The following is a 19,859-nucleotide window of genomic DNA, read 5'->3' on the forward strand; positions in this document are numbered from 1 at the left end:
CCCGATTGAGCGGCTCATCGGACTGCTTTTGCTCCCAATCCACAAAGCGCTCGGTCCCGCTCTTTGGCATAGACTGATTTGCTGAGCCACTCCCGCGTCAATTTTAGTTGTGTTTCGTCTACGCTCCCGCTCACAGCCGCAGCAGCCAACATCGCATCTGCGCGAGCGCGGATTACCTCGCCATGCTCGGGATGGCTCAATATATACAAACTGTTGGTTCGCATCCCGGCCAATACCAATCGTCCAGCAACGAGCGGATCTATACCATTCTGATGACTCTTAACAAATAAAACCTGCCGTGCCTTCTCTTCATCACTCAATGGCGTTTTTGGGTTTGTCAGATTTTCTGGACGATTGCGATCTGCGTTTGGCATATCTGATCTCACCACACCTGGACAGAATACGGAAACACCTATATCAGTATCGTCGAACCCCATTCGCAGCGATTCCATCATTCCAACGACCGCAAATTTCGAGAGTGAATAACTTCCAGTGCCAGTGCCGGCAGCCAGTCCCGCGATCGATGATGTGCTGATGATCTGCCCGCCTTCGCCGTGAGATCGAAGGTACGGAAGAAAGCAATGCACGCCATTGAATACTCCGTCGACATTCACACGCATCACCCAATCCCAGTCTTTATAGCTTGCCGAGCTAAGCGGCCCAAGTGTCGCCACCCCTGCGTTGTTCACCAGTGCATGAATCTTTCCAAACACTCGTGCAGTTTCCTTTGCCGCTCCTTCCATACCGCCACGATCAGTTACGTCGACGTTAATGGCATGAACGGCATCAGTCACTGACCGAAGAATCTCGAGTGCCGTGTCCGCGTGACGTTGGGTTCGATAGCCTATACAAATCTTCATCCCAGCTTCCGCAAATGCGCGCGCAATCCCCAGACCGACGCCACTCGATCCACCGGTAATGAACGCCACTTTTCCCTTCACGTCTCGCATGGGTGCCCGTGCGTTCGCTGCGCATTCTTGCGATCGAGGCTTGTTTGGCTCGGGCTCGCCCTGTGCCGCCGCCCTATTCGCGACACTCACCAGCCCAATTCCCGCACTGACGAGAGATGCGCGCACCAAGAAGGCGCGACGCGCGCGACTGAAAACCGAGTCGTGTACCATAGCTGCTCCTTGATGGCGCCAAGACATGGTCGCCCTGGCACATCATGCTCACAAGCGGCAACGGTCTACGGCGCCGGCACGGCAGCGAATCTCATCGAAGAATGCCGCAGTGTCGCCAAGGATTTGCGTAGTAGAGAGAGCGAAAGACATAGCAGCCGGACTAAGATCACCAGTGCGTGTCAAACTGCGCATATTTGGTTCATGCAAAAAAAAAGCCCGCTCGCTGCCTTAGCTTAAAACCTCGCCTACTCATAGACTGCGCGCATAAACACTAGCAACGTAGCGCCCTCGCCCGTCGCCATGACCTAAGTCCAGAGATGTTGCCGCGCGGGCCTCGCGCTCGCTAAATCCTTCGGCGCGGTACGCCTGCATGCGCTCGGCCGCGAATGCGTAACGGGCACTGTGACTTTGAATGCCGGCGCGATCGCAAACATTTTTATAAACACTAATCGCCTGTTTAAGGCCCGTGGTGCCTGCACCATCGACGCGCGTTACAAGATATCGTTGTCCGCTGGCTTCCAGGAATGCTAGGGCGGCCCGCACTGCTGCCAGAGCTCGACCAACATTCGCCGGATGCACATCTCGCGGTCGCGCGCCCTTGGTGCCGGCGATCACGCGCACGGAGCCATGCTCCTCCAATTCGCGCTGCCAGCGGGTCAGCGGTTCCATTTGGCCCCCGCGGATAGCCTCCACCTCGCGCAAGCCAAGGGAACGTTGGAGTTCCAGAAGGACGCCGAGGCTCGGACGCCCGAGTCGCTCCATCCGCTGTTGAAACGCGCGAATGGCGTCATCGGAAAGCGGCTGCTTAGTGCCCAGACGGGAACCACGACCGATGCCTAACGCCCGATTGTTGTAAGCGGGATTGGTCGCCAGTCCCTGCTTGTCTATGTGTTTGAGCACGGCGCGCAGGTGGCTCATCTCATTAGCGAGCGTTCGCGCGGCGATCCCCTCGGAAGTTCGGCGCTGGGTAAAAGCCTGCAAATGCCGGCCACCGATCTGAGATGCTGCCTGGATGCCATAGCCCAGCTCACGCATAATTCGAGCGAACGTATTGAACGTGCCGCAGCGGGCTTCACGCGTGAGATGCGCACCGCTCAGCTCATATCCGATCCGATGGAGATCGGCTCGAAGTTCGGTCTTTCTGCTCATCACTCCCGTTCCACAGCGATTCCGCCAATTCACAAACGCGCACATCCGGACATTCCCAGCAGGAAACATTCCCGCCTTTCTCCATCGCGAGCGGCCGGACGTGCATTGATCCGGTCGGGTTAGTTTCGTGGCCTCACCGCAGCACGTGCCGGTGGCATGTGTTGCAGCTCGCGCGTGAGCGCGAGATCGAGGCTGCCCATAGAGGGCCGCTCGCGGTGGCTGACATCGACGAAGGGAGCTTCATTGCGAAGCTTTGATTGATTGCGTCCGTTGCGGACGCGGTGTCACATGCTCGGTGTCGGTGAGATACGCTGCTGTGACAAGGAGTTGCGGCAGTGGGCCGTGTGCGTCACTTTCTCGGCTTCGCCGAAGACAGTGACGCACGCGTGGAGGAATACTGCGTTTGGCGCAGCTTTGTGTATTTACGTCGTTAGAAGAATGGTTGCCGCAGGATGCGACCGCTGGACAGCGGATTGGAGAAGAAAGGCGTCAGCGCCCGAGTGATGAGTCATGACCACAACCTGATCGGCTGCGCAGCTCTGCCTGGCCTGAAGCTGCTTAGGGGTTGCCTGCAACGCAGGCGGGGGTTACGACGATGCCATCGTCGTCAGGGAGAAATCCGTTCAGCGCCGAGAATGCACCCGCGACGAGCCATCTGCAAACTATCATCGTGAGTCCGCGCGCTCTGCGTCTGTTGAGTTCCATGGAAACCGCACGGCGGGCAATTGGCGAGTCAGCTCGCCAGACTTTGCGCAGGCGCTGCGTTAGGCCACAGCCGCGGCGTGGACCAATTAGCGACTCTCTGCCCTGGAAAACCTTCTTGGTTCCGGCTGCGGCAAGGCTCGGTGCTCAATACGAGAACCGCTCGCTGGCAGAAGTAAGGGCGGCCCCGCCACGCGACGGAGCCACCCTGCCATTGACCGCCATCGGCGCGGTCTATGACTCACCGTTTCGCGAAGTGTGCAGCCAGCGCCTCGATGACCTCTTCGACGAGGGTTCGAGCCGTCCGGATGACGGACGCGATAGCACCTGGGTAGTTCTCGATGTTTTCCGGTTGCACCAAGTCCTCCGCAACATTGAGGAGATCGACGGCTTGCTTCAGACAGACCAGCTCATCCGTAATCGGCCGGGGTGTCATCGCGCGTACCCCCGACGGCCGTTGCTGTCTTCGAGTACATCGATGATCCTGATGACGAAGCGCTGTTGCGTCTTCGACAGTGCCTGCAACCGCCCCGCGTGCCTGATACAACGCGGAGACAGTCGCCCCTTTGGAACGCGTATGGGCTTTGACAGGCCAACCATTTCCTCGACCGAGACCGAGAACACCTTCGCCAGTTTGGCAAGCACGAGCACCGAGATGCGACGCTCGCCAATTTCGTACGCGAACACGGCCTGCTGTGAGACACCGAGACCGCGGGCCAGCTCGGCCTGCGTCATGCCTCGCGACTTGCGGAGCGCCGTGACGTGCGCGCCCAGTGCTTTGAAGTAGGCGCGGCTTTCATGCTTAATCATGGCCGCACCTCCGTGTCGCCGACCTCGGACGCGATGAAGCTCACCGCGTCCGCCACGTCCTCGATCATCTCCACCACGACGCTGACCGCGTCGGCCAAGCTGAACTTAAAGTCCTCCTCGTACTCCGCGACGTACTGAATACACGCCAGGACAGCGGCAGCTCTCTGCAGACGCCGAAGCTGACCGTTTAGGCGTTCCCGAACGGATACCTCTTGATCGCTCATGCCGGCCCGCCTCGCCGCCCGACGATGGACGGCGCGCAGGCAGTCAGCGGCGACGGGATAGAATCTCCAGCAGCCATGACTTGCACCTCTCAGATGTGCAGGTTTTGGTTAGCCGCCAGCCGTGGTTGCACCCATGGCTGGCGGCGCTCTTGCGACCACTGGTAGGATGCGGGGGTATTACTGGGGGTACTTAAAACGAGAACGCCCAGCTCAGTTCTTTCTGATCAATAGGTTGTGCGTCGTTTGGCGTCCGGCCCGGGAGCCACCTAATCTTCAAGCCACAACGGCTCAAGCGCTCAAGCGCACCACGCGGTCGCATGGCTAGAACCGATCCCGCGCTGTACTTGCCCATTAGCGAACAAGCGCTGAGTCGGATATTGAATGAAGCGCACAGCCTCGCGACCACCCTCGCCGGCTTGAAAGCGCCCGAGCTCGGGGCGCTCATGCTCCTGCAGTCCTTGCCCAAAATGGCGCAACACGGCGCGGTGGTCGCCGAGCGCATCCTCATGGAGGCGATCAAGGCCGGCCAGGCGAAAGTCGCGCGAGAAGGCGCGAGCGCGTTGGTCGAGGAAGCCATCGGGTCGTTGGAGCGTGCGAAAATTCGAGCGGGTCATGGTCTGCTCGGCGATCTCGGAATCTCCCTTCTGAGCGATGAGCAAATTGGTCAGCAGAATTTCCTGACGGCCGATGACGCGTGGGACAGCAGCAGTCGCGATCGCTATCACGCCCGCGATCACGAGGTGCGCGAGCAAGTCGTGTTGCCTTCTGGCGCGATGAGCTTCCTGACGCGGGAGCAGACGCGCATCTATCGGGAAATCTCGGCGCAGGCCGACGATCACATCCATGTGCAGGGTTATGCCGGGACGGGCAAGTCCTATCTGATCAAGTCCCTGCTCGGGACGCTGCGTAACGCGCGCGTGCTGGTGCTGGCGGAGCGACAAACACAACTGCAGGCATTGCTCGCGGGCATGGGCAACCTGCCTCACGTCTACCCTCGGCGCTTCGATGTATTGGCGCGCGAGATGGTGCCGGCGGATCTGACCGATCCAACCAACCTTCGCATGAGTCAGCCCTACTCCGCGGCCGCACCCATTTCCGATGAGCTCATCATCCGACATCTGGGAATCCGCGCGAGCGGAACCCTTCTCGAACGCGATCTCGTTGCGATCGTCCGACGCACGGTCGCGCGCTTCTGCGCCAGCAGCGATGCCGAGATCGACGATGTTCACATTCCGGTTCGCAACCTCCCTGCGCTGGAGCCGACCGAAAGGCGCCTCGTGCTTCACCACGCAACCGAGTTGTGGAACGCGATCTTGATGCCGACATCGCGCGACTTCCAGCCGCCCATCCGACGAGAGCATCGAATCAAATGGGCCGCGCTGCGCGGCTGGCGGATCCCAGCGCGCTACACCCATGTGCTCATCGATGAATGTCACGACCTGAAGAAGCCGATGCTGCAGATTCTCGATGGCAGCCCTCAGGCAGTGATCAGCCTGGGCGATGAATATCAGAATCTGCAAGGCTTCCCACAGCGACGCACCCATGTCGTGAGACAGCGCGCCGTCACCTCGTCGGTGCGCTCGGGTCAGTTGCTCGAAGCCGTCGTCAACCCGATCATCGCTGCGCACCCGAGCGCCACGAAAGACCGCTTTCTCGGCAATCCGCTGCACCGGACGGAGATCGTTTACTACGATCGCCCCCGCATACCGGAGCATCCCGCGGCGATCCTGGTGAGCGACACTTGGGGCTTGTTCGAGTGGGCGCAGCGGCTGGCGGCGGAGAATCTGGACGTCGAGTTGTTGAGCAATCGGCAACAGCTGAACATGTTCGTCAGCGATTGTATCGAGCTGCGTCGAAATGGCGTCCGCCCGCGCCATGGCGAGATCTTCCGTTACGAATCGTGGCAGACACTGGCCGAGAACAATCAGAAAAGCCCCGGCTTTCAACGCATCGATCGCATGCTCCAGCGTGGCTACGACATCAAGGATTGGGCGAGGACGGCCGATCGTTTCGTCGCCCAGGGCAAGTTCGCGCTCGGTTTGATCGAAGATGTGCGCAACCGCGAGTTCGCCGGCGTCATGCTGGTGCCGGAACTGGTCGATGGCGTATGGGAGGCGCGCAAAGAAGACTATGCGGCCGCGAGCGCTGCACTTTACGTGGCGGTCACGCGGGCCCAGCACCGGCTGATCGTGCCGGAGCGACTGCGACACTGGCTGGAAGAAATATCCGGCCGAACTCGCGCTGCGCGACCGCAACTCTCATTCGAGCGCTGACGCACCCGTTATTGATGCGGCAGGCGCAAGCTGCCCACATCGACGCAAGAAATCCCGCCAGAAAGCCCCGTAGCGGCACGAGATCGATGGGCGCTGTCCCCGGCAGGATTGTATGATCCAGCCAACCACCAACGATCTCGGCCATGACGCTCACCGAACTTCGTTACATCGTCGCCCTCGGGCAGGAACAGCACTTTGGCCGCGCGGCCGAGCGCTGCAATGTCAGTCAGCCGACCCTGAGCATCGCGGTGAAAAAGCTCGAGGACGAGCTCGGCGTCAGTTTGTTCGAGCGCGCCAAGCAAGGCGTGCTGGTCACCCCGCTCGGGGTACGGATCATTGCGATGGCGAGCGCCGTCCTGGAACGGACGGCCGAGATCAAGGACGTGGCCGCGGGCGACGCCAATCAGCTGCAAGGCCCCCTGGCCTTGGGAACGCTGCCCACCGTCGGGCCGTATCTGCTGCCCCAGTTCATTCCTTTACTGCGAGAAATGGCGAGCGGCATGCCGCTCTTCGTCGAAGAGGCCGGTCAGCAAACATTGGCGGCGAAATTGCGCAATGGCGATCTCGATGTCTTGTTGATCACGGCGCCGTTCAGCGAACCGGATATCGTGACGCAGCCGCTCTTCGATGAACCCTTCGCCGTCATGCTGCCGGCGAGACATCGGCTCGCCAGCAAAACCAGCATCGACGTGAACGATCTGGACCCGTCCGAGGTGCTGCTCCTGGATGAGGGGCACAGCTTTCGCGAGCAGGTGCTCGCGGCATTTCCACAACTTCGGCCCGCCGATGCCGAGCCGAATCTGCGCGGTTCCATGAGGGGCAGCACGTTTGAAACACTGCGCCACATGGTGGCCTCGGGCCTGGGCATCACCCTCCTGCCGCAGACGGCTGCGCATGCCCCGCTCTACTCGTCCGATATATTGGTGACCCGGCCTTTTACCGAACCCGCGCCGAAGCGCACGCTGGTGCTCGCCTGGCGTGTAAGCTATCCCCGGCACAAGGCCATCGACGTGCTCCGAAGGGCAATTCAGGCCAGCAGCGCCGCCTATTGGAATTACAATACGGCGCGCGAGCCGGCAACGCCCGGCGTCATGATCGAGAACCGGGACTGGTAACGCCGGATGCGACCGTTGTCCAAAATCGTGGTGGTGGGAGGTGGCACGTCGGGCTGGCTGGCCGCGGCCATGCTTCGCCATCATTTGAAGCGCGAGCTGTGTGAGATCGAGCTGGTCGAGTCCGAGGAAATCGGCACGATCGGTGTCGGCGAGTCCACCGTGCCCCCATTCGTCGGGCTGATCCATCGCCTCGGCATCGACGAGCGGGAATTCATTCGCGCCACCGACGCCACCTACAAGCTCGGCATCCAGTTCGTCGGCTGGCAGCGGCGCACGGACACCTACTTCCATCCGTTCGGCGCCATCGGCAAACCGATCGGCACGCACGACTTCTATCAGTGCTGGCTCAAAGCCCGCGCCCAGGGCGACAGCTCCGCCCTGCAGGATTTCTCCCCTTGCCATGTCATGGCGGAAAACGGCCGTTTCTTTCCTCCGTCTCGCGCACGTAACACGCCCATCGGGGGCGCGAACTATGCGCTGCACGTCGATGCAAACCGGGTCGCCCAATATCTACGCCACTTCAGCGAAGGCCGCGGTGTCAAACGCACCGAAGGTCTCGTCACCGACGTGCGCCGGCGCGACGATGGGTTCATCGATCACATCGAGCTCGCCGATGGCACGAAGGTCCAGGGAGATTTCTTCATCGACTGCTCCGGCGCGCGCGCGTTGCTGATCGGCAAGACGCTGGGCGTCGAGTCGATCGACTGGGCGCCGTACTTGCCGTGCGATCGCGCCGTCACCGTCAGAACAGAAAACAGCGGCCCGCTCGTTCCCTACACTCGCGCCACCGCGCAGAAATCAGGATGGATGTGGCGCATTCCGCTGCAATCCCGGGTTGGCCAGGGCTACGTATATTCCAGTCGGTTCAGCACCGATGCGGACGCAAGATCCACGCTCCTGCGCAACGTGGATACCGCCTGCCTGGACGAGCCCAGAATCATTCCTTTCACGACCGGACATCGCCGCGAGTTCTGGAAGCTCAACTGCCTGTCGATTGGACTTGCCGGCGGCTTCATCGAGCCGCTGGAGGCCACTGCCATCCATCTGATGGCGCGTGGCATCGATTTCTTCCTGCGTTACTTCCCGAATCGCGAGTGCGATCCGGCGCTCGCCCGCGAGTACAACCGTCGCATGACGGCCGATTACGAAGAGGTGCGCGACTTCATCGTCCTCCACTACAGCGCGACAAATCGCGACGATTCCCCCTTCTGGCAGGCCTGTCAGCACCTGCCCTTGCCCGATTCCCTGCAAGAGCGCATCGAGCTCTTCAAGAGTCAGGGCGCCATGCGCGAAGGTGTCGATGAGCTGTTTCGTGCATCGAGCTGGCAATCCGTGTTCGAGGGCATGGGCATTCGCCCGCGCGCCTACTCTCCGCGTGTCGACAACATCGACTACGCGCACATCGAAGCGACGCTGCGCACGGCCAAGGCCGCCATCGCGGGGATGGTCGAACACCTGCCGACCCACGAGCAGTTCCTGGGCGGCCAGGCCAGCTGACACGCGCTGTCATAGCGAGAATCAATCGGCGTTCGATTGAGCGCCCCGCGCCGCTCTTCTATAAAACCCGCCTCCGAGGGCGTACTGCCGACTGGCCTGCCGCCCACCAATAACAAAGACGGGGGCTTGCATGTCGGTCGCGAAGCTGTCGGTGGCTTTCTTTCTGCAGATGTTTGTCATCCTCGCGACCTGTCGCGTGGTCGGCTGGATCGGCCGCCGCTATCTGAAACAACCGCAGGTCGTCGGCGAGATGATCGCCGGCGTGATTCTCGGTCCTTCGCTATTCGGTCTGTTCCTGCCCGAGATCCAGAAAGCCGTCTTTCCAACCGAGACGAAGGGTGTGTTGTATGTCGGCGCGCAGCTGGGCGTCGGGCTTTATATGTTCCTGGTCGGGCTCGGCTTCAGGACAGATCATTTCCGGCACAGCCTGGGCAAGGCTGCAGCGGTCTCCATCTCAGGCATGGCGGCGCCATTTCTGATCGCGATCATCGGCACGCCGTGGCTGATGACCGTGCCCGGCTTGTTCGCCGACACCGCGACGCGCTTCGACGCCACCTTGTTCATGGGCGCGGCGATTGCGATCACGGCGTTTCCAATGCTGGCCCGAATCATTCACGAGCGAGGACTGAGTCATACATCGCTCGGCACGCTGTCTCTTTCTGCCGGTGCGATCGATGACGCCGCCGCCTGGTGCGTGCTCGCGATCGTGCTTGCGAGCTTCGGCGCAGGCTCGGGCGTCGCGTTCACCGCCATCGGCGGCGGCATCGTGTTCGCTGGCTGCATGCTTCTGATCGTGCCGAAGCTGCTCACCCGGCTCGGGCGCACGGCTGAACGCGAACAGGCGATCACCCAGTCGCTGAGTCCCACCTTGCTCTCGATCGTGCTGATGCTGTTCATGCTGTCCGCCTACGTTGCCGACTTCATCGGCCTGCACGCGGTATTCGGCGGTTTCCTGCTGGGCACCGTCATGCCTCGCGGCGCCCTCGCCGACAATTTGCGACGCCTGCTCGAACCGTTCACGGTCGTGGTGTTGCTGCCGATGTTCTTCACGTATTCCGGCCTCAACACCCAACTGGCCATGGTCAACAGCGTCGAGCTGTTGCTGATGGGCGCCGTGATCCTGGCTGCTTCCGTCCTTGCGAAGTTTGGCGCCTGCTGGGCGGCGGCGCGCCTGTCCGGTCAGGACAACAGCACGGCGCTCGGCATCGGCGCGTTGATGAATGCCCGGGGCCTCATGGAGCTGATCATCATCAACATCGGCCTGCAGGCCGGCGTCATTGGCCCCGCGCTCTTCTCCATCCTGGTGCTCATGGCGATCGTCACAACGCTGATGGCATCGCCACTCTTCGAGCACGTCTACGGCCGCGACGCTCGCGCGCGTGGCGAGCTCGACGCTCTACAGAGCGCAGCCAACTGACGCGGCAGGCCGCGAGCGCGCAGACCGGCAGCGGTCTGCGCCAGGTCGATCGGCGAAGGCAGCGCCGTTCCCGCTGCATAGACGATCGTACGACGCGCGCGCATGTCGCCGTCCAGGATCGTCACGAAGTGCTCGTACGGGTTTACGCGCCAGTCGCCCGGCAACAGCTCATCTACTTCGTACGAGGGAAGGAAACGTCCGCCCACGTGCGAAACCCAGCTGCGACGATAGCTGCCACCCGAGGCGACCACCGCGAGGTCCAATCGTTCGAGCTCCTCGGACAGGCAGGACACCCAACGATCCGCCTCGAAGCCGTGAGACGCGAAGTCCTCCGGATGTGAGAACAGCAGCGACCAGCGTCCGCCCAACCAGCGGCGCAGCCGCTCGGTCGAAGACAACGCGATCGCATGGATGGCATCCAGTCCGTATTCACGGTTGACTGACATTTGCAGCATCTCGCTCCTCCAATCGCCCACTTCGGCAGTGGGTTCAGGATGCGTCGGCGCGCCATCTCATGTCAGTCGGATCGCGGTTATGTAATGGTCATCATTGCGGCAGCCGGGTGACAGCGCGTGGGTTTGTCTTCATTCGCTTAAGGCGATGTCAGCAAACTTCTGCAGTTGTTGACACCACGCCGACGCCGAGTAATATGCGCGCCCCCGGGCTGTACCCGGGTCTACCGGAGTCGGACATGCTCGCACCCCAAAATCTTGAAACGAATATGAACAACGCGCGTTGATCCGCAAGATGACTTGCGGAGCACGCCTGCTCCCCAAGTCAGGTGCGTAGCTTAGGCTCCGCTTAAAAGCCCCTGGCCGGGAAACCGACCAGGGGCTTTTTCATTTCAGGAAGAAATCTCATGCCAGTGCAAATTACGTTGAACAAGGCTCGGGTGCCGGTGAAGGTCTTCACCCAGGACATCGAGCACGACGCCATCCAGCAGCTGCTCAATGTGGCGCAGCTGCCCATCGTTCACGGCCATGTGGCCGCCATGCCTGACGTCCATCACGGCATCGGCGCGACCGTAGGCAGCGTGATCCCGACCAAGCAGGCGATCATTCCTGCAGCGGTCGGCGTGGACATCGGCTGCGGCATGAATGCCGTTCGCCTGACGCTGCACGCGAAGGATTTGCCGGAGAGCCTCGCGAAGCTGCGCAGCGCCGTGGAGGCGCGCGTGCCGGTGGGCTTCAATCAGCACGACTCCGACAAGGTGCGTGGCAGTGCGCACGCCCGGCAAGGCCGCGTGCTCGATGATCGTCTCGACAAGATCGTCGGCAAGCACCCTGGGGTGATGAAGATGCAACGTCGGTTCGCGCAGACCTGGGTGTGTCAGCTCGGCACGCTCGGTGGCGGCAATCACTTCATCGAGCTGTGCCTGGATGAGGAGCAGCGCGTTTGGGTGATGTTGCACTCCGGCTCGCGCGGTGTCGGCAATGTGTTCGGCCGTTACTTCATCGAAGCCGCGCGCAAGGACATGCGTCGTCATCAGGTCAATCTGCCGGATCGCGACCTCGCCTACTTCAGCGAAGGCTCCGATCTCTTCGACGACTACGTCGAGGCGGTCGACTGGGCGCAGGACTACGCGCTCTTGAATCGCAGCATGATGATGAAGCTGGTGCTCGATGCACTCGCGCCGCACCTGCCGCCGTTCAAGCTCGATGGGGAGGCGATCAACTGTCACCACAACTACGTGGCGGTGGAACGCCACTTCGGCGAGAAGCTGTTCATCACTCGCAAGGGTGCGATCAGCGCACAGGAAGGACAGCTGGGCATCATCCCCGGCAGCATGGGTGCCAAGTCGTACATCGTGCGCGGCAAGGGCAATCCCGAGTCGTTCTGCTCATGCTCGCACGGCGCGGGCCGTCGCATGAGCCGCACGGAGGCGAAACGCCGCTTCAACCGTTTCGATCTGGCCAAGCAGACCGAAGGCGTGGAGTGCCGCAAGGACGGCGGCGTGCTCGATGAGATCCCGGCAGCCTACAAGGACATCGACGGGGTGATGGCCAACCAGTCGGACCTGGTCGATGTGGTGCACACGCTGAAGCAGGTGATGTGCATCAAGGGATAGGAAAAGGGCTGGCTCCGAACGTCGGAGCCAGCCGCACGAACCGGCCTAAGCTGAGGTTCGTTTGCTCGCCACCCATTCGTTGACGAGACGTTCCAGCACGGCGAGCGGCACGGTGCCCTGGGCAAGGGCCGCGTCATGAAACTGACGAATGTCGAAGCGTGCGCCGAGTTTCTTTCGCGCCTCTTCGCGCAGTTTCAGCCACTGCGTCTGGCCGATCTTGTAACTGGTCGCCTGACCAGGCCAACAACAGTATCTTTCCACTTCGGTGGTGATCGTTGATGGCAGCTCGCCGAGCGATTTGACCATGTAGTCGACGCCCTGCTCTCGCGTCCAACGCTTGTGGTGCAGGCCGGTATCCACGACGAGTCGCGCCGCTCGGAACATATAAGACTTGATGTAGCCGATCTGGCCGAACGGATCGCCTTCGTAGACGCCCATCTCGTCCGCCAACTGTTCGGCGTACAGTCCCCAGCCTTCGCTGTAGGCGATAAACCAGCCCAGGCGCCGCACTGGATGGACGGCCGTGGACTCCTGCGCCAGCGCAATCTGGTGATGATGCCCCGGCGAGGCTTCATGCGCCGTCAGCGTCATCAAGCCCCACTTCGGCGTCTCCGCCGTATTGCGAAGATTGATGTAATAGGCGCCCGGCCTCGAGCCATCGAGCGCCGGCGGTTGATAGTAGCCGGCGGTCGCGCCCGCCTCGATATCCGGCGGCACGCGCCGAATCTCCACTTTGGATTTCGGAATACGACCGAAATACTTCGGCAGCTGTCCCTGGATCTTGACCATGCCGGCATTGAGATAGTCGAGTATCTCCTGCTTGCCCGCATCGGTGTTGGGATAAACGAAACGCTTGTCGGACGCGAGCGCCCGCAGCCGCTCGCCCACCGAGCCCTGGGTCATGCCCTGGCTCTTGAGAATCTTGTCCGCGCGAGCGCTCAGCTCCGCCATCTGCTCGAGCCCCAGCCGATGGACCTCTTCGGCATTGAGCTGCGTCGTGGTCGAGTAACGCAAGGCGTATTGGTAGTACTCATCTCCCTTGGGCAGCTTCCAAACGCCGGCATCGCTCGTCGACTTCGGCCGAATGCCAGCGATGCACTCGCGCTGACGCTGCAAGGCCGGATGAACTTGCTGCTCGACGATTCGCGTCACCTGCGCGGCCCAGTCGCCAGAGATGTCCTTCGCACGCGTACGAGTGTCAATGGACGTCACGAGCTTCGTTTCTGCCGGCTTCTGGGCCAGCATGCCATCCATCAACGCGACCGTGCGATCTACGACGAAGTTGGGCGGAATGACGCCCATGGCGTACTCGGACTTCAGCCGCCCCGTCTCATTGTCGAGCTCCTTCGCGAAAGCAACGACGCGAGATACATACGCCTCGGCATCCTCACGCTTCTCTATTGTGTGCTGGTTGTGCAGGAAGTCCGGAATGCTTCGATACGTGCCACCGAGCTGGTGCACGCTGTACGGCTCAGGCCAACTGAAGGTGCCGTAGTTGAAATTGTCGTACCCGCTCACGATCACGCGGAACAGATACTCGAAGGAGTCGTAGTCAGCTTTGGACTGCGCCGACAAGGCGTTGCGATCGATCGCCTGCAATCGATCGAAGGCCGTGCGGATGACCTTGTGATCTTGCTCGATGCCGGCGGGTGAGCGATCGAGCAATTTGCGCTTCGCACTCGCATGCGCTCCTTTGTCCGTACCGTACGTGGTGCGTGCTTCCGGATTGGCCATCACTTCTTCCTCATAGATGTAATCCATGAGGGCGTGCAGGTCTGCTTCGGCTTTGGTCTTCGCCGGCGCGCTCTGTGAGAACGCAAGCGTGGGCAAATTAGCTACGACTGCAGTGTATACAGCGGATCTCAAAAACGAACGCCGGTCGCTCAACGCAAAGCTCCTCGTCAACGGTATCAGTTACCAATAGCACGTTGAAGAGTTCGACGCACGCTCACCCCCGTTGGTTTACATGAGGGTGCCTCGAGCGCGGCCGAGCACTCGTCCACCGCGATCTTTGGTAATCTTCCCGGCACTCACTGCAACCACGCCGTTCACCACCACGAACGTCACGCCCGTTGAGAGCTGCCTCGGATTCTCATAGGTCGCATTGTCTCGAAGCGTCTTCGGATCGAAGACAACGAGATCCGCTCGCGCGCCCGCGCGGATCACACCACGATCCCGCAGTCGCATGATCGAGGCCGTCAAGCCCGTCATCGAATGAACCGCCCGCTCGAGCGTGAGCACCGGATCGTCGATGGCGTAGCGCCGTAGCTTCTTTGGGAATGTTCCGTAGGCGCGCGGATGAGGCATGCCGTTGTCTTCGGATAACAGCGACCCATCCGTCGATGTCATCGTCCATGGCTGCGCCATGAAGGCGCGCACGTCAGTTTCATTCATGTTGAAGGAGAAGATGGTCGGCGAGCCGCTGGCAATCAGCTCGATCGCCACATCGACGGCTTCGGCCTTGCGTTGTTTCGCGATAGCATCGAGCCGCAGACCTTCGAGCCGCCTGTCGGGCCGATAGGAGCTGATCAGAATCGACTCCGCGCCGCCCCGGTTCTCCAGGTTCGCCGCGACGCTCGCACGAATCTTCGCTCGCAGCGCCCGATCCTTGAGGCGCCTTCTCAGTTTGCTCTCGCCGCCTTCCATGGCCCAGCCCGGGATCAGCGCCGCGGACAATGACGTGCCGGATGCATCATAGGGATACTGATCGGCGAACACCTCCACACCCTCGGCTCTCGCGGCGTTGATGTTGCGAATGACTTCGGCAGACATGCCCCAACACGCCCGCGTGCTCGCTTTGATATGAGTCACGATGCCGGGCAGCCGGGCTTCACGCGCGACTTGAATGACTTCATCGACCGCGGCGATCAAGCCAATGTTGTAGCGGCTCTCATCGCGAATGTGGCTGGTGTAGATGCCGTCGAATTGCGCGGCCACCCGCGCGAGCGCAATGTGCTCATCCGTCTTGGAAAAGTTGCCGGGTGGATAGAACGGCCCGGCCGATAACCCCAACGCGCCCGCCTCCATGCCCGCGCGCACCAACGACTGCATCCGTGCGAGCTCTTCCGCGGTGGGCGCTCGATTGCGATAGCCCAGCACCTGAATGCGAATCGAGTTGTGAGGCACGAGTAGCGCAACATTCACACCCGGCCTCGCCTGCTCGATCCGGAGGCGCTGAGTCGCAAGGTCCACCGGCCCACCGCCGTCGGGGTTCAGCACGATCGTGGTGATCCCCTGGGTCAGCAGCGGCTCGGCGCTCCCGAGCGCATCCTCGCCAATGGCGGGCCACGCATGCGAGTGTGGATCGATGAAGCCTGGCGCCAGGTACTGGCCGTTCGCCTCGATCATCCGTTTCGATGCGGCATTCGCCGGCAGCTTGCCGACCGCGGCGATTCGATCACCGGCGACCGCGACGTCCGCGTAGTACCAAGGCGTGCCCGTGCCATCGAGCACGCGAGCGCCACGAATCAACAAATCATAGGCAGGTGCCTCCTCCGAAGCGCGCGATCCGACCCCGAGCAGCAGGCAGCCGATGGCAAGCGCGAACTGTAATGTCATCGATTGCACGAATTACCCCGTGACTAGCCCCAGCATGCTAAACGCAGCCAGCCGTGGGGATGTGCCCACGAGCCTCACCCTTTTATGATGGGTGGCTCCGGCGGCCACCGATAACCAACCACCCGCATCGAGGTCCGACGATGAAAGATCGCCCATCTCTATACACCCTGCTGGCCCTGCTCACATTCGCGCTGCTGCCCGGCCCCGCCGCGGCACAGACGCCCTTCAAACTTTACATCTCGGCCGATATGGAAGGTGTCGCCGGCGTCGTCTCCGAGCAGCAGATCCTGCCGAGCGGCTTCGAATACTCGCGCTTTCGCGAGTTCATGACGGCCGAAGTGAACACCGTCATCGACGCCGCCTTCGCGGCCGGCGCCACCGAAATTGTCGTGAGCGATTCCCATGGCAACGGTCAAAACCTGCTGATCGAGAAATTTCCAAAGAAGGTCTCGGTCGTGCGCTCGTGGCCGCGGCCACTGATGATGATGGAAGGTATTGATGAGTCCTTCGCGGGCGTCGTGCTGCTCGGCTATCACACCAGCACCCACAATGAGGCCGGCGTGCGCGCGCATACGCTCTCGAGCGCGCGGCTGACGGAGGTTCGCATCAATGACAGGCAAGTGGGCGAAGGCGAGATCAGCGCCGCCATCGCGGGACACTTTGGCGTGCCCGTCATCCTGGTCACCGGCGACGATCAGCTCGTGAAAGAGTTGCAAGGCTCACTCGGCAACGTCGAAGGCGCGGTCGTCAAATGGGCACATGGCTTCCATTCCGCCCGTACGCTCACCCCCACCGAAGCGAACGAGGTGATTCGCGCGGCGACGGAACGCGCGCTCGGACGAATCAAGAGCTTCAAGCCTTACAAGGTCGCAACACCCGTGCGCTTCGACCTGCGTTTCAAGAGCTATCGCCAGGCCGACATGCTGAGCTATCTACCCATCGTCGAGCGCATCGACTCGCACACGGTTCGTTACATCGCGAAGGACATGCCCGCCGCGTCCAAGTTCGTCGAGTTCGCGGTGACGTACGAAGCAGACATGGATCCATGAGCTGCCCCGAACCGCCGACCGCACCGCATCTAGCTGCGGTGAGGCATGCCGGCTGCGCTTACATGTTTCATAACGCTGTTTCGCAAGTCGCTGTTCTGCGGAGATGTCACGCTTCTTGCACCCTCAGCGCCTGAGCATCTCTCACTGCGAGAACGGCTGGCCAGAAACAGAGGAGTGTTGTCATGAACATCGCACAGCTGTTGGTCGCCTTCGGCTCGATGTCACTTCTTGCGAGCCAGGCGAACGCAATACAGGTCTTCGAAATCTCCGGCTTCATTCGCCAGGTCATCCCGAGCGCCAGTGGTGAGACGGTACCTATCGTTGCAGGAGACCTTGTGTCTGGGACGCTGGTCTATACGCCCGAATCGGCTACGGTGGTCGCCGGCACTTGCATGGACAACGCATTCAGTTATGAGTTAAACATCGATGAGGTGGTCATCCAGTCGATCGACCCGCGGGGCTGTGTGGGAGGGGGCATCATGGAGTTCAACCCTTTCTCGAATGTAACTGACCCTTCCTGGCTGTCCTCAGAACTTGCGTGGGCTATCGATATCGATTCCGTGCTGCAGGAATCACTCGCACCGTCGGCCCTGCTCGGCAATTGGGACATCTTCTGGATCCTGAATCAAAACTTCGAGGACATCATCGTATTCGGAACCATCACCGCTGCACGCGAGATCAAGGTCCCGGAGCCTGCCACTCTTGGATTGTTTGGCTTGGCATTGATGCTGTTTGGACTCGCTGATCGACGGCTGCGTCCAAACTCGTGAGAGTGGTGTGATTTGGCGGAAGGGGTGGGATTCGAACCCACGAGACTCGTGAGAGCCTGCCGGTTTTCAAGACCGGTGCAATCGACCACTCTGCCACCCTTCCACGCATGACGGCGCCCCCGGGCGAGGAGCCGGAGGGCGCGCATCCTAGCATGGATCGGGGGTGAGCGCCGGGACCTAGCGCAGGCCGATCGTCGCCCCGCCGAACTCCGGATCCCCCTTCCCCTCCAGCGGCGATCCCGCCTGCGGCCGATATTCGGCGTCCAACTTCGGATCCTGCTCGATGACGTTGTCGCCCTTCCGCACGACTGCCGCATCCTTCGCAACCAACCCGCCTTCGTTGCCAAACAGCGCGCTGTATCCGACCCAGATCTTGCTGTTCTCCGTCGCGCGCGCCACGTACGGCGTGTTGTTCAGGAAGATGGAATTCGTCGCGTAGATGGTTGCCTCCTGCTCGCCATAGAGCCCGTCATCGAGATTGCGATCGAACACCGAGTTCTCGACATGAGCGGATGCGTTGTTATACGCCGCGATGCCGGCCGAATCGTTCCCGCGAATGAGCGCGTTGGCAAGGCGCAGATGCGCATGCTCATCCAGCCAGATCGCGACGTGGCCATCGAGAATGCGAAGGTTCTGCGCATCGAGATCGGAGTTGCCGCGTCCCGTGAGTCCCATCTTTTGATATTTCTCGATCGTCACATCGCGAACGCGCACGCGACTGTCGATGGCGAAGATGCCGTGGCCTTCGTAGATCTCATCTTCCTCGACATCGAACTTGAAACCCGTGAACGTGAGCCCCTGCACGTCGACGTTCGCGCGATGGATCACGAGCCCCGTGGTTCGGGGGCCGGCGCTGCCGTCGATCACGGCGCCGGGTTCGCCGACCAGGCTCAGCCGTTTGCCATCGACCACGGCGAACCCGCGGATCGTGTGAATCTTGTAGGGCACATCGCGCACGCCGGCCGCCGTATAGGTGCCTGGCCGAATCCGAACCGTGTCGCCATCGGTGGCGGCATCGATCGCGGCCTGGATGCCGCTGCCGCCGGAGAATGCGCAGTCCGAGGCGAGCGCCTGTGTCGGGCAGACGACGTGGGTTTTCGAACCCGCTGAACTTGCCGGTGTGCTTGCCTGCGGGCTGCGGGCGCAGCCCGACAACACGCCGACGAACACGAGAGCGAACAGGCTGAAGCGCACGGCCATGCGGATTCTCACTACCTTGGTGAGTCAAGTATGTTGGCAACAGGCCGATGCTCGTAGATGCGTAGTTGGCCCCGCCTGGTGCGGCACCCACACCAGCCGATGCAGAGATGTCAGGTCTTGGTCAGCCTCGCGGCCCTATGCTGCTCGTTTTCCGCCAGCCTATGTCGCCAGCGAAGGTTGAGAATGAATCGCGATCCCGCCCTGCTCGGCCGCCGCCTATCCTCGTGCCATGCGCCTGCTGCTCGTTGAGGACAATCCGCAGCTGGCGGAGCTCGTGCATGATGGCCTGATCGGGCAGGGATTCGCCATCGACCGCTGCGGCTCTCTAAAAGAAGCGTTGGCTGCCCGCGCCGCCGCGAGCTACGACCTCATTCTGCTCGATCTGGGGTTGCCCGACGGCGACGGCATGAGCCTGGTTCGCGAGCTGCGCCAGGGCAACGATTCGACGCCGATCTTGATTCTCACCGCGCGCGGCGGGCTCAACGACCGATTGATCGGGCTCGACGGGGGCGCGGACGATTACCTGGTAAAGCCGTTCGAGATTGCGGAGCTCGCGGCTCGCTGCCGAGCCCTGTTGCGTCGGCCCGGCGCGAGCCTCGGCGTCGTTCTGCACCTGGGTAACGTGGCCCTTGATACGACGACGCGCACGGTCACGGTCAATGAACAGCGCATCGAGATTCCGCCGCGCGAAGTTGCGCTGCTCGAACAATTGCTGCGTCGCGCCGAGCAAGTCGTCCGTCGCAATCAGCTCGAAGAGTCGCTGTACTCCTTCGGCGAGGACGTCACACCGAATGCGCTCGAAAGCGCGGTATCGCGACTACGCAAGCGCCTGGCCGCCGCCGGCGCCAACGTCATGGTGCGCACCGCGCATGGCATCGGCTACGCGATCTTTCAGCAGTCCTGACC

General features: G+C 61.6%; 17 protein-coding genes and 1 tRNA gene. 8 read left to right on the forward strand and 10 right to left on the reverse strand.

The annotated features are described in order from the left end of the window. Positions 1-14: 14 nt before the first annotated feature. The 5 genes from EK373_RS32505 to EK373_RS32525 form a co-directional block, all read right to left on the reverse strand. The gene (locus EK373_RS32505; protein ID WP_129649537.1) at positions 15-950 is read right to left on the reverse strand and encodes an SDR family oxidoreductase; all 936 of its coding nucleotides are present in this window, start codon (positions 948-950) and stop codon (positions 15-17) included. 420 nt (positions 951-1,370) lie between these two features. Beyond that, complete coding sequence (locus EK373_RS32510; RefSeq protein ID WP_198683838.1) at positions 1,371-2,270, reverse strand: integrase domain-containing protein; 900 nt, start codon at positions 2,268-2,270, stop codon at positions 1,371-1,373. A 943-nt stretch (positions 2,271-3,213) separates the two neighbouring features. Then, on the reverse strand, positions 3,214-3,408 hold the full coding sequence (locus EK373_RS32515; protein ID WP_129649539.1) for a hypothetical protein: 195 nt from the start codon (positions 3,406-3,408) through the stop codon (positions 3,214-3,216). Next, complete coding sequence (locus EK373_RS32520) at positions 3,405-3,782, reverse strand: helix-turn-helix domain-containing protein (RefSeq protein WP_129649540.1); 378 nt, start codon at positions 3,780-3,782, stop codon at positions 3,405-3,407. The genes EK373_RS32515 and EK373_RS32520 overlap by 4 nt, the downstream gene beginning before the upstream one ends. Beyond that, positions 3,779-4,006, reverse strand: a complete 228-nt coding sequence (locus EK373_RS32525; RefSeq protein ID WP_129649541.1) for a hypothetical protein — start codon at positions 4,004-4,006, stop codon at positions 3,779-3,781. The genes EK373_RS32520 and EK373_RS32525 overlap by 4 nt, the downstream gene beginning before the upstream one ends. A gap of 317 nt (positions 4,007-4,323) precedes the next feature. Between EK373_RS32525 and EK373_RS32530 the strand changes: the two genes are divergently transcribed. From EK373_RS32530 to EK373_RS32545, 4 genes are all read left to right on the forward strand, one after another. After that, positions 4,324-6,279 carry a hypothetical protein gene (locus EK373_RS32530; RefSeq protein WP_129649542.1) on the forward strand — a complete coding sequence of 652 codons (1,956 nt, stop codon included), beginning with the start codon at positions 4,324-4,326 and terminating at the stop codon, positions 6,277-6,279. A gap of 143 nt (positions 6,280-6,422) precedes the next feature. Beyond that, entirely contained in the window at positions 6,423-7,394 is a 972-nt protein-coding gene (locus EK373_RS32535; protein WP_129649543.1) for a hydrogen peroxide-inducible genes activator, read from the forward strand. Positions 7,395-7,400: 6 nt separating this feature from the next. Continuing rightward, positions 7,401-8,891, forward strand: a complete 1,491-nt coding sequence (locus EK373_RS32540) for a tryptophan halogenase family protein (protein WP_129649544.1) — start codon at positions 7,401-7,403, stop codon at positions 8,889-8,891. Positions 8,892-9,021: 130 nt separating this feature from the next. Further along, complete coding sequence (locus tag EK373_RS32545) at positions 9,022-10,308, forward strand: cation:proton antiporter (protein ID WP_129649545.1); 1,287 nt, start codon at positions 9,022-9,024, stop codon at positions 10,306-10,308. On the opposite strand, the gene EK373_RS32550 is transcribed toward EK373_RS32545, so the two are convergent. Beyond that, on the reverse strand, positions 10,248-10,763 hold the full coding sequence (locus EK373_RS32550; protein ID WP_157994643.1) for a hypothetical protein: 516 nt from the start codon (positions 10,761-10,763) through the stop codon (positions 10,248-10,250). The two genes, EK373_RS32545 and EK373_RS32550, sit on opposite strands and share 61 nt — an antisense overlap. Before the next feature lie 404 nt (positions 10,764-11,167). On the opposite strand from EK373_RS32550, the gene EK373_RS32555 reads away from it, so the two are divergent. After that, positions 11,168-12,376, forward strand: a complete 1,209-nt coding sequence (locus EK373_RS32555; RefSeq protein ID WP_129649547.1) for an RtcB family protein — start codon at positions 11,168-11,170, stop codon at positions 12,374-12,376. Positions 12,377-12,421: 45 nt separating this feature from the next. On the opposite strand, the gene EK373_RS32560 is transcribed toward EK373_RS32555, so the two are convergent. Together EK373_RS32560 and EK373_RS32565 are read right to left on the reverse strand one after the other, a co-directional pair. Further along, complete coding sequence (locus EK373_RS32560; protein ID WP_129649548.1) at positions 12,422-14,242, reverse strand: DUF885 domain-containing protein; 1,821 nt, start codon at positions 14,240-14,242, stop codon at positions 12,422-12,424. Positions 14,243-14,338: 96 nt separating this feature from the next. Beyond that, a complete protein-coding gene (locus tag EK373_RS32565) occupies positions 14,339-15,934 on the reverse strand; it encodes an N-acyl-D-amino-acid deacylase family protein (RefSeq protein ID WP_157994644.1) in 1,596 nt (531 codons plus the stop codon). 140 nt (positions 15,935-16,074) lie between these two features. On the opposite strand from EK373_RS32565, the gene EK373_RS32575 reads away from it, so the two are divergent. Both EK373_RS32575 and EK373_RS32580 read left to right on the forward strand, forming a co-directional pair. Continuing rightward, positions 16,075-16,983, forward strand: a complete 909-nt coding sequence (locus EK373_RS32575; protein WP_157994645.1) for a M55 family metallopeptidase — start codon at positions 16,075-16,077, stop codon at positions 16,981-16,983. A gap of 182 nt (positions 16,984-17,165) precedes the next feature. Then, positions 17,166-17,753 carry a PEP-CTERM sorting domain-containing protein gene (locus EK373_RS32580; RefSeq protein WP_129649552.1) on the forward strand — a complete coding sequence of 196 codons (588 nt, stop codon included), beginning with the start codon at positions 17,166-17,168 and terminating at the stop codon, positions 17,751-17,753. Between the two features lie 13 nt (positions 17,754-17,766). Here EK373_RS32580 and EK373_RS32585 read toward each other — a convergent pair. Together EK373_RS32585 and EK373_RS32590 are read right to left on the reverse strand one after the other, a co-directional pair. Further along, a tRNA-Ser gene (locus EK373_RS32585) sits at positions 17,767-17,856 on the reverse strand. A 74-nt stretch (positions 17,857-17,930) separates the two neighbouring features. After that, positions 17,931-18,953 carry a right-handed parallel beta-helix repeat-containing protein gene (locus EK373_RS32590; RefSeq protein WP_129649553.1) on the reverse strand — a complete coding sequence of 341 codons (1,023 nt, stop codon included), beginning with the start codon at positions 18,951-18,953 and terminating at the stop codon, positions 17,931-17,933. 229 nt (positions 18,954-19,182) lie between these two features. On the opposite strand from EK373_RS32590, the gene EK373_RS32595 reads away from it, so the two are divergent. Further along, positions 19,183-19,857: a response regulator transcription factor gene (locus tag EK373_RS32595; RefSeq protein ID WP_129649554.1), complete on the forward strand. Its 675-nt coding sequence runs from the start codon at positions 19,183-19,185 to the stop codon at positions 19,855-19,857. Positions 19,858-19,859 lie beyond the last annotated feature (2 nt).

The sequence above is a fragment of the Peristeroidobacter agariperforans genome, from assembly GCF_004138335.1.
Lineage (GTDB): Bacteria > Pseudomonadota > Gammaproteobacteria > Steroidobacterales > Steroidobacteraceae > Steroidobacter > Steroidobacter agariperforans.

Coding starts and splice junctions, on each gene's coding strand:
- EK373_RS32575 (WP_157994645.1), top strand. CDS start 16,075: ATGAAAGATCGCCCATCTCTATACACCCTGCTGGCCCTGCTCACATTC.
- EK373_RS32550 (WP_157994643.1), bottom strand. CDS start 10,763: ATGCTGCAAATGTCAGTCAACCGTGAATACGGACTGGATGCCATCCAT.
- EK373_RS32515 (WP_129649539.1), bottom strand. CDS start 3,408: ATGACACCCCGGCCGATTACGGATGAGCTGGTCTGTCTGAAGCAAGCC.
- EK373_RS32590 (WP_129649553.1), bottom strand. CDS start 18,953: ATGGCCGTGCGCTTCAGCCTGTTCGCTCTCGTGTTCGTCGGCGTGTTG.
- EK373_RS32510 (WP_198683838.1), bottom strand. CDS start 2,270: ATGAGCAGAAAGACCGAACTTCGAGCCGATCTCCATCGGATCGGATAT.
- EK373_RS32530 (WP_129649542.1), top strand. CDS start 4,324: ATGGCTAGAACCGATCCCGCGCTGTACTTGCCCATTAGCGAACAAGCG.
- EK373_RS32505 (WP_129649537.1), bottom strand. CDS start 950: ATGCGAGACGTGAAGGGAAAAGTGGCGTTCATTACCGGTGGATCGAGT.
- EK373_RS32540 (WP_129649544.1), top strand. CDS start 7,401: ATGCGACCGTTGTCCAAAATCGTGGTGGTGGGAGGTGGCACGTCGGGC.
- EK373_RS32595 (WP_129649554.1), top strand. CDS start 19,183: ATGCGCCTGCTGCTCGTTGAGGACAATCCGCAGCTGGCGGAGCTCGTG.
- EK373_RS32555 (WP_129649547.1), top strand. CDS start 11,168: ATGCCAGTGCAAATTACGTTGAACAAGGCTCGGGTGCCGGTGAAGGTC.
- EK373_RS32525 (WP_129649541.1), bottom strand. CDS start 4,006: ATGAGCGATCAAGAGGTATCCGTTCGGGAACGCCTAAACGGTCAGCTT.
- EK373_RS32565 (WP_157994644.1), bottom strand. CDS start 15,934: ATGACATTACAGTTCGCGCTTGCCATCGGCTGCCTGCTGCTCGGGGTC.
- EK373_RS32520 (WP_129649540.1), bottom strand. CDS start 3,782: ATGATTAAGCATGAAAGCCGCGCCTACTTCAAAGCACTGGGCGCGCAC.
- EK373_RS32545 (WP_129649545.1), top strand. CDS start 9,022: ATGTCGGTCGCGAAGCTGTCGGTGGCTTTCTTTCTGCAGATGTTTGTC.
- EK373_RS32535 (WP_129649543.1), top strand. CDS start 6,423: ATGACGCTCACCGAACTTCGTTACATCGTCGCCCTCGGGCAGGAACAG.
- EK373_RS32580 (WP_129649552.1), top strand. CDS start 17,166: ATGAACATCGCACAGCTGTTGGTCGCCTTCGGCTCGATGTCACTTCTT.